The sequence below is a fragment of the Bacillus sp. ISO11 genome (genome assembly GCF_003458115.1).
Lineage (GTDB): Bacteria > Bacillota > Bacilli > Bacillales > Bacillaceae_G > Bacillus_A > Bacillus_A cereus.
This window is the reverse complement of sequence record NZ_QXCO01000044.1, coordinates 26170-34417: the sequence shown is the minus strand read 5'-3', so window position 1 is coordinate 34417 and position 8248 is coordinate 26170. Positions and strand designations below refer to the sequence as shown.

Below are 8248 nucleotides of genomic sequence, written 5' to 3'. Positions count from 1 at the left end.
GAATACAGTCTGGTAATGATGGCAGAGAGGTCACACCCGTTCCCATACCGAACACGGAAGTTAAGCTCTCTAGCGCCGATGGTAGTTGGGACCTTGTCCCTGTGAGAGTAGGACGTTGCCAGGCAAATGGAGGATTAGCTCAGCTGGGAGAGCACCTGCCTTACAAGCAGGGGGTCGGCGGTTCGATCCCGTCATCCTCCACCATTTAGCCGACTTAGCTCAATTGGTAGAGCAACTGACTTGTAATCAGTAGGTTGGGGGTTCAAGTCCTCTAGTCGGCACCAGAAATCATGGCGGTTGTGGCGAAGTGGTTAACGCACCGGATTGTGGCTCCGGCATTCGTGGGTTCGATTCCCATCAGTCGCCCCATTTTTCTTAAATAAATTAATATGCGGGTGTGGCGGAATTGGCAGACGCACCAGACTTAGGATCTGGCGCCTTTGGCGTGGGGGTTCGACTCCCTTCACCCGCACTTTTAATTAAATAACTCATACATGTCTTGCGGAAGTAGTTCAGTGGTAGAATACAACCTTGCCAAGGTTGGGGTCGCGGGTTCGAATCCCGTCTTCCGCTCCAATTTTCAATATGACATGCCGGGGTGGCGGAACAGGCAGACGCACAGGACTTAAAATCCTGCGGTGGGTGACCACCGTGCGGGTTCGACCCCCGCCCTCGGCACCATATGCGCCCGTAGCTCAATTGGATAGAGCGTTTGACTACGGATCAAGAGGTTAGGGGTTCGACTCCTCTCGGGCGCGCTTTTTATTAACGGGAAGTGGCTCAGCTTGGTAGAGCACCTGGTTTGGGACCAGGGGGTCGCAGGTTCAAATCCTGTCTTCCCGATATTCCAAAAAACATGGGGCCTTAGCTCAGCTGGGAGAGCGCCTGCCCTGCACGCAGGAGGTCAGCGGTTCGATCCCGCTAGGCTCCACTTATATTAATATCATTTATGGCGGTGTAGCTCAGCTGGCTAGAGCGTACGGTTCATACCCGTGAGGTCGGGGGTTCGATCCCCTCCGCCGCTACCATAAAGGACCTTTAGCTCAGCTGGTTAGAGCAGACGGCTCATAACCGTCCGGTCGTAGGTTCGAGTCCTACAAGGTCCACCATTAGACGTATATATCTCGGAGGTATACCCAAGTTCGGCTGAAGGGATCGGTCTTGAAAACCGACAGGCGGCGAGAGTCGCGCGGGGGTTCGAATCCCTCTACCTCCTCCATTTTTTCTAAAGTGAATATTTTATCATCGCGGGGTGGAGCAGCACGGTAGCTCGTCGGGCTCATAACCCGAAGGTCGCAGGTTCAAATCCTGTCCCCGCAACCAAATGGTCCCGTGGTGTAGTGGTTAACATGCCTGCCTGTCACGCAGGAGATCGCCGGTTCGACCCCGGTCGGGACCGCCATTTTTTACATAAAGGCTCGGTAGCTCAGTCGGTAGAGCAGAGGACTGAAAATCCTCGTGTCGGCGGTTCGATTCCGTCCCGAGCCACCATTTTGAAATCACGAGCCGACTTAGCTCAATTGGTAGAGCAACTGACTTGTAATCAGTAGGTTGGGGGTTCAAGTCCTCTAGTCGGCACCACTTTCAAAATGAGCCATTAGCTCAGTTGGTAGAGCATCTGACTTTTAATCAGAGGGTCGAAGGTTCGAGTCCTTCATGGCTCACCATTTACAATTTAATGCGGGTGTAGTTTAGTGGTAAAACAAGAGCCTTCCAAGCTCTGGTCGAGAGTTCGATTCTCTTCACCCGCTTTTCAATTATGGGCCTATAGCTCAGCTGGTTAGAGCGCACGCCTGATAAGCGTGAGGTCGATGGTTCGAGTCCATTTAGGCCCACCATAATTGTTCCGCAGTAGCTCAGTGGTAGAGCTATCGGCTGTTAACCGATCGGTCGTAGGTTCGAGTCCTACCTGCGGAGCCATATTTATAGAGAAGTACCCAAGTGGCTCAAGGGGCTCCCCTGCTAAGGGAGTAGATCGCGAACGCGGTGCGAGGGTTCGAATCCCTTCTTCTCTGCCAGAACTGGCCCGTTGGTCAAGTGGTTAAGACACCGCCCTTTCACGGCGGTAACACGGGTTCGAATCCCGTACGGGTCATACTAAAAGAGATAGCATAATCTGCTATCTCTTTTTTGTTGTATAAAAGTGAACTTTGGATAGTCTGCTTTTTTATGCAATAGAAGAAATATGAAGTATGGGCTGTTGCAGTTGGGTATATAGAGCCGTAAATACAATCATGTTGTTTATTTGGGCCTGTATGAATATGAAGGAACTATCTATCTAAAATGATACCTCAAGTTGAACTTTTACCCCAGCTGTATGGCTGTAGCCTCCTACACTTGGAGAAACCGATGAAAATACATCCGGGAGCTACTGTGGAAAATAAATAATATATAGAAGAAGCTGCCTCTCAATAGGGTGACCTACTGGAGACAGCTTTTTTATGTTGTCATTATTGTCGAGTTTTGTCGGTAAGTCGATATATTGCAAAAATCGCTGATATAATTTGAGTTACGATCGATAAATTTTAATAATCGCTGATATATTTGGAGTTACGGTCGATATATTCTAAAAATCGCCGATATAATTTCACTTACCGATGAAAACCACAAGAAAAACCCTTTCACAATCTAAAGAAAACGCCTCCATTGAAATGGATTCCACACCTATTCCAATAACTTTACACTCTATGTGAAAAAGTTCACAAATAGGTCATAATTTGTGAAGTAATTCACAATAATACGTGCTACAATATGAATGTAAAGAAGTTAAACAACATTAAATTAGTATTTTAATTAATTACTTAAACAATCATAAAAAAATATATGTGAACAATAGAGAGGGGAAATTACCATGAAAAAAGGTATCAATCGTGTAGTATTAGTAGGAACAGGAGCTGTAGGTTGTAGTTACGCTTACTCAATGATCAACCAAGGTGTAGCTGAAGAATTCGTATTAGTAGATGTTAATGAAGCAAAAGCAGAAGGGGAAGCAATGGACTTAAGCCATGCGGTACCATTCTCTCCATCACCAACAAAAGTTTGGAGCGGTAGCTATGCAGATTGTAAAGATGCAGATTTAGTTGTTATCACTGCTGGGTTACCACAAAAGCCAGGTGAAACTCGTTTAGACTTAGTTGAGAAAAATACAAAGATCTTTAAACAAATCGTTCGCGGCATTATGGATAGCGGATTCGATGGAATCTTCTTAATCGCAACTAATCCAGTTGATATTTTAACTTACGTAACTTGGAAAGAATCTGGTTTACCGAAAGAGCGCGTAATCGGTTCTGGTACTACTTTAGACTCTGCTCGTTTCCGTTACATGTTAGGTGACTACTTAGATGTAGATCCACGTAACGTTCATGCTTACATCGTTGGTGAACACGGTGACACTGAACTTCCAGTATGGAGCCACGCTACTATCGGTGTACAAAAATTAGAAACAATCTTAGCTAACAACGAACAGTACAAACAAGAAGACTTAGACAAAATCTTCGAAAACGTACGTGATGCAGCTTACCATATCATCGAGCGTAAAGGTGCAACTTACTACGGAATCGGTATGTCACTACTTCGTGTAACTAAAGCAATCTTAAACAACGAGAACAGCGTATTAACTGTATCTGCATACCTTGAAGGTCAATACGGCGAGAAAGATGCTTACGTAGGTGTTCCAGCTGTAATTAACCGCGAAGGTGTACGTGAAATCGTAGAACTTGAGCTAAATGAAGAGGAAAAAGTGAAGTTCGCTCATTCTGTAAAAGTATTAAAAGAAACAATGGCACCAGTACTATAATAATTGCTAAATAATTCAGAGGTGGGAAACTGCTTCTTACCTCTGAACTTATATAATTTAATATAAATTCCTTTTCCGGTTTCCCTTGTATATCCCCAATATACCCCTTTTGCTGGATAAGGGTCGTTTATAGAAAAGAGCACTCTATTTTACGTAGAGTGCTCTTTATTATTCCGCTATTTGCCGGGCAGTAAAAACCCACTGATTAAAGTTTCATTTTATTATTTTTTAGGTGTTAATCCTAATTTCTTTAAAATATCTGCCAGTGTACCGCTTTTGGATTTTTCTACAGGTGTTTGTGATTTAGATGCATCTGGACCTTTTTTCAAGAAGTTCCTTTCAACGAAGCGAATATCTTTTTCGTCGACAATACCATCTTTATTAAGGTCTCCGTCTTTTACAGTTACTCCTTTTTTACCATAGTTGCTAGCGATAATTTCAGCATCTTTAATATCGATTACTTTATCAGCATTTACATCGCCGGTAAGGTTTTCGTCAGGTCTTGCATAATAATATTGGCCAAGCAGCTTACCGTCTTTTTCAGTACCAAGTTTCGTTGTTAGGCGGCTTGTTAAATGTCCTGGCACCTCTACATATAAGTTATAGTCGCGTTTATTAACTGGAAGTCCATTTAGTTTGAAGTATCCGTATTTATCTAGTGAGCCTTCAAACCTATGACGGTAAGAATCAGTCGCATATACTTTTACGCCAAGCTTTGTATAATCGAACTTTTCATCTAAATATTCGCGTTCATTTAAGAACGCACCAGGTTTAATATTTCCTTCTACTAGTGAGTTTAAGGACATAACTGAGAATGTTTGATCTTGAAGTACACGCATTCTATTTGGTTCTGATTCACCTTGTTTCCAGTAAACAAAAATTGGTGACTCTAATTGAGCGTTTGCTTCATAAAATTCATCATTTTCTACTTTGAAAGTTACATCAATGAACGGGAAATCACCATCTAATCCAGCAAAGTTTTTGTCATCGATAGCGCCGCCAACTGTAACAGAACCTGCCTCTAATTTCGGTTCATTTACTTTTGCGGTTACTCCTTTTTCGGAAAGTTGCTTTTCAAAAGCAGGATTAAATTTCGCATTTCAATAACATTGTGACAAAAAATATTGAGAAACATTTTTTTATGACAGATTATTTTGTTTTGATTTTGAGTGGAAAATAGCATGAAAAATAGGATAAACATAATAAAATAAAGGTTGAGAAAAAATAATTGGTAAAAATATAGAAGAATAATAAAGCGTTTTCAATGAATATTCGTCAAAATTCGATATTTTACACGGAAATGTGAAGAAAAACTAACATTTTTAAGAAAAAAACGAATGTTTTTTATAAATTAACAAGGATATTGCAGTTTTTCGCAGAAATAGTTAAAGTATAAAAAATTCTGTCATCTAAGTGAGGTGAGCATATTGAGTGTAATAAATTGTGAAGAAGTGAAACGAGATGAGTTTCATACAGAAAAGTACTATGAAAGTTATAACATCTTTGGCGCACATGTTGTGACGGAAGATGAGATTCAAGGGGTACGATTTACAGTCTGGGCTCCTCATGCGAAAGCAATGAGTGTTGTTGGAGATTTTAATGAGTGGGATTATGAGCAACATAAGATGCTACAAGTGACAGAAGAAGGGATTTGGTCCTTATTTATACCGCATATTGAAGAAGGAGAAATATATAAATATGCGATTGAAACGTTGGCTGGTGACGTCATTTTAAAGGCAGATCCGTATGCTATATATGCAGAAGTAAGACCGAATACGGCATCTGTAGTTTTTGATATAAAAGGATATGAATGGAATGATAAAAACTGGAATCGTAAGAAAAAGAAAAAACCGATTTATAAAGAAGCGATGACAGTTTATGAATTACATTTTGGTTCTTGGAAAAAGAAAGAAGATGGAACACTATATTCTTACAGGGAAATGGCAGAAGAACTCATTCCGTATGTGGTGGAACATCAATTTACACATATTGAAATTATGCCGCTTGTTGAGCATCCATATGATCGTTCTTGGGGATATCAAGGAACGGGATATTATGCAGCGACGAGTAGATTTGGTACACCGCATGATTTAATGTATTTTGTCGACGAATGTCATAAATATGGAATCGGTGTCATTTTAGATTGGGTACCGGGGCATTTTTGTAAAGATGCTCACGGTTTATATTTGTTTGATGGCACACCGACCTATGAATATAAAGATAAAGATGTACAAGAAAATCTAGTATGGGGAACTGTCAATTTTGATTTAGGAAAGAGAGAGGTACGTAATTTCTTAATTTCAAATGCGTTATTTTGGATGAGATATTTCCATATTGATGGTTTCAGAGTAGATGCAGTTGCGAACATGTTGTACTGGAATAAAGAAGGACAAGAGCAAAGTAATGAGTACGCTGTGTCATTTTTACGGGAGTTAAATGAAGCAGTGTTTGCAGAGGATGAAGATTTTCTTATGACGGCAGAGGATTCAACAGCTTGGCCACTTGTAACAGCACCAACGTATGAAGGTGGGCTTGGATTCAATTACAAATGGAATATGGGCTGGATGAATGACGTGCTGAAATATATGGAGTGTGCGCCAGAGTACAGAAAATATATTCATGAGAAAATGACGTTCTCTTTACTATATGCTTACTCTGAAAACTTCATATTACCCCTTTCTCATGATGAAGTCGTTCATGGGAAAAAGTCGTTATTAAATAAAATGCCAGGTGATTACTGGGATAAGTTTGCTCAGCTTCGTTTGTTATATGGATATTTCTTTACTCACCCAGGAAAGAAATTACTTTTCATGGGAGGAGAATTCGGGCAGTTTGATGAGTGGAAAGACCTTGAAGATTTAGATTGGAATTTACATGATTTTGAAATGCATCGTTATATGCATGATTACTTTAAAGAGCTCATAGCATTGTATAAGCGCTCAAAACCACTTTGGCAGCTTGATCATTCGCCTGAAGGTTTTCAGTGGATTGATGCTAATAATAACGAGCAAAGTATTTTCTCGTTTATCCGCCAAGGGGATAAACAAGAAGATGCGTTAGTTATCGTATGTAATTTTACGAAAGCTACATATGAAAACTATAAAGTAGGTGTACCAGATTTCGAGTATTATAACGAGATTTTAAACAGTGATGCACAGCAATATGGCGGTTCGGGACAAGTGAATAAGAAACGTCTTAAGACGATTCTAGAACCGTACCATAATCAAGCAGCACATGTAGAGATTACAATTCCACCATTTGGCGTATCCATATTACGACCAGTGAAGACGAGAAAGGGGAGCAAAAAACAAGATGGCTCAAAAACAAAAGTGCGTAGCAATGTTACTAGCAGGGGGAAAAGGTAGTCGTTTAAGTGCATTAACAAAGAATTTAGCCAAGCCAGCTGTTCCATTTGGTGGTAAATATCGCATTATTGATTTTACGCTAAGTAACTGTGCGAATTCTGGTATTGAAACGGTTGGGATTTTAACGCAATATCAACCACTCGAACTTCATAATTATATCGGAATCGGAAATGCGTGGGATTTAGACCGAGTAAACGGTGGGGTCACAGTCTTACCTCCTTATGCGGAGTCTTCAGGGGTTAAGTGGTATACAGGTACGGCAAGTGCCATTTATCAAAACTTAAACTATTTAAGTCAGTATGAACCGGAGTATGTTCTCATTTTATCAGGCGACCATATTTATAAAATGGATTACAGTAAGATGCTAGATTACCATATTCAGAAAGAATCGGACGTATCCATTTCTGTTATTGAAGTACCTTGGGATGAAGCGAGTCGCTTTGGCATTATGAATACAAATGAAGAAATGGAGATTGTTGAGTTTGAAGAGAAACCACAATTTCCAAGAAGTAATCTTGCATCAATGGGAATCTATATTTTTAATTGGTCAATTTTGAAAGAGTATTTAGAGATGGATGCAAGAAACCCTGAATCTAGTAACGATTTTGGAAAAGACGTACTTCCGCTTTTATTGGATGAAGGGAAGAAGCTAATGGCGTATCCGTTTGAAGGATATTGGAAAGATGTTGGAACGGTGAAGAGCTTATGGGAAGCGAATATGGATTTGCTTCGCGATGAAACATCACTGAATTTAAACGATCGTAATTGGCGTATTTACTCTGTCAATCCAAACGAACCGCCTCAATATATTGCTGAAAAGGCGAAAGTAGAAGAATCGCTTATTAACGAAGGGTGCGTCATTGAAGGGGACGTGAAGCATTCTGTGTTATTCCAAGGAGTGACGGTGGAAGAAGGAAGTATGGTGATTGATTCTGTCGTTATGCCAGGGGCTAAGATTGGTAAAAATGTTGTGATTGAAAGAGCGATTGTTGGATCAGAAATGGTTATCGAGGATGGAACAATCATTCGTCCAGAAAAGAATGTTGACGATGTAGTATTAATTGCTGAAGGGAAATAGAAAAGGGGG

3 protein-coding genes, 22 tRNA genes, 1 rRNA gene and 2 pseudogenes are annotated in these 8248 nt (G+C 40.7%); 26 read left to right on the top strand and 2 right to left on the bottom strand.

Features of this window, described 5'->3' with window-relative positions:
- Positions 1-8 precede the first annotated feature (8 nt).
- The 23 genes from rrf to D1166_RS28030 all read left to right on the top strand — a co-directional run bounded on the left by rrf (position 9) and on the right by D1166_RS28030 (position 2095).
- Positions 9-124, top strand: a 5S ribosomal RNA gene (rrf, locus tag D1166_RS28140).
- 4 nt (positions 125-128) lie between these two features.
- A tRNA-Val gene (locus D1166_RS28135) sits at positions 129-204 on the top strand.
- A 4-nt stretch (positions 205-208) separates the two neighbouring features.
- Positions 209-284: transfer RNA gene (locus tag D1166_RS28130), tRNA-Thr, on the top strand.
- Between the two features lie 9 nt (positions 285-293).
- A tRNA-His gene (locus tag D1166_RS28125) sits at positions 294-369 on the top strand.
- A 22-nt stretch (positions 370-391) separates the two neighbouring features.
- Positions 392-472: transfer RNA gene (locus D1166_RS28120), tRNA-Leu, on the top strand.
- A 29-nt stretch (positions 473-501) separates the two neighbouring features.
- Positions 502-576: transfer RNA gene (locus D1166_RS28115), tRNA-Gly, on the top strand.
- 16 nt (positions 577-592) lie between these two features.
- Positions 593-681 (top strand) — tRNA-Leu (locus D1166_RS28110).
- A 3-nt stretch (positions 682-684) separates the two neighbouring features.
- A tRNA-Arg gene (locus tag D1166_RS28105) sits at positions 685-758 on the top strand.
- Between the two features lie 11 nt (positions 759-769).
- Positions 770-843 (top strand) — tRNA-Pro (locus D1166_RS28100).
- A 15-nt stretch (positions 844-858) separates the two neighbouring features.
- Positions 859-931 (top strand) — tRNA-Ala (locus D1166_RS28095).
- Between the two features lie 20 nt (positions 932-951).
- A tRNA-Met gene (locus tag D1166_RS28090) sits at positions 952-1028 on the top strand.
- Positions 1029-1032: 4 nt separating this feature from the next.
- Positions 1033-1109: transfer RNA gene (locus tag D1166_RS28085), tRNA-Ile, on the top strand.
- Positions 1110-1126: 17 nt separating this feature from the next.
- Positions 1127-1219, top strand: a tRNA-Ser gene (locus tag D1166_RS28080).
- Positions 1220-1246: 27 nt separating this feature from the next.
- Positions 1247-1323: transfer RNA gene (locus tag D1166_RS28075), tRNA-Met, on the top strand.
- Between the two features lie 3 nt (positions 1324-1326).
- Positions 1327-1402, top strand: a tRNA-Asp gene (locus D1166_RS28070).
- Between the two features lie 13 nt (positions 1403-1415).
- Positions 1416-1491: transfer RNA gene (locus D1166_RS28065), tRNA-Phe, on the top strand.
- 14 nt (positions 1492-1505) lie between these two features.
- A tRNA-Thr gene (locus D1166_RS28060) sits at positions 1506-1581 on the top strand.
- Between the two features lie 10 nt (positions 1582-1591).
- Positions 1592-1667: transfer RNA gene (locus tag D1166_RS28055), tRNA-Lys, on the top strand.
- Positions 1668-1680: 13 nt separating this feature from the next.
- A tRNA-Gly gene (locus D1166_RS28050) sits at positions 1681-1751 on the top strand.
- A 10-nt stretch (positions 1752-1761) separates the two neighbouring features.
- Positions 1762-1838: transfer RNA gene (locus D1166_RS28045), tRNA-Ile, on the top strand.
- A gap of 7 nt (positions 1839-1845) precedes the next feature.
- Positions 1846-1920 (top strand) — tRNA-Asn (locus D1166_RS28040).
- A 7-nt stretch (positions 1921-1927) separates the two neighbouring features.
- Positions 1928-2018: transfer RNA gene (locus D1166_RS28035), tRNA-Ser, on the top strand.
- A 5-nt stretch (positions 2019-2023) separates the two neighbouring features.
- Positions 2024-2095: transfer RNA gene (locus tag D1166_RS28030), tRNA-Glu, on the top strand.
- 97 nt (positions 2096-2192) lie between these two features.
- Here D1166_RS28030 and D1166_RS31990 read toward each other — a convergent pair.
- Positions 2193-2368: pseudogene (locus tag D1166_RS31990) on the bottom strand (IS4 family transposase); the annotation flags it as partial.
- A 483-nt stretch (positions 2369-2851) separates the two neighbouring features.
- On the opposite strand from D1166_RS31990, the gene D1166_RS28025 reads away from it, so the two are divergent.
- Positions 2852-3796 (top strand): L-lactate dehydrogenase, encoded by a 945-nt coding sequence (locus D1166_RS28025; RefSeq protein ID WP_000715340.1) that lies wholly within the window; start codon positions 2852-2854, stop codon positions 3794-3796.
- Between the two features lie 221 nt (positions 3797-4017).
- On the opposite strand, the pseudogene D1166_RS28015 reads toward D1166_RS28025, so the two are convergent.
- A pseudogene (locus D1166_RS28015) lies at positions 4018-4896 on the bottom strand (dockerin type I domain-containing protein); the annotation flags it as partial.
- Positions 4897-5223: 327 nt separating this feature from the next.
- Here D1166_RS28015 and glgB point away from each other — a divergent pair.
- The gene (gene glgB, locus D1166_RS28005; protein ID WP_000111398.1) at positions 5224-7161 is read left to right on the top strand and encodes a 1,4-alpha-glucan branching protein GlgB; all 1938 of its coding nucleotides are present in this window, start codon (positions 5224-5226) and stop codon (positions 7159-7161) included.
- On the top strand, positions 7109-8239 hold the full coding sequence (glgC, locus tag D1166_RS28000; protein ID WP_000057606.1) for a glucose-1-phosphate adenylyltransferase: 1131 nt from the start codon (positions 7109-7111) through the stop codon (positions 8237-8239). Before glgB ends, glgC begins: the two co-directional genes overlap by 53 nt.
- The last annotated feature ends 9 nt before the right edge of the window (positions 8240-8248 follow it).

What these genes read in the sequence shown, in the direction of transcription:
- D1166_RS28025 (WP_000715340.1), top strand. Translation starts at nt 2,852, where the DNA reads ATGAAAAAAGGTATCAATCGTGTAGTATTAGTAGGAACAGGAGCTGTA.
- glgC (WP_000057606.1), top strand. Translation starts at nt 7,109, where the DNA reads ATGGCTCAAAAACAAAAGTGCGTAGCAATGTTACTAGCAGGGGGAAAA.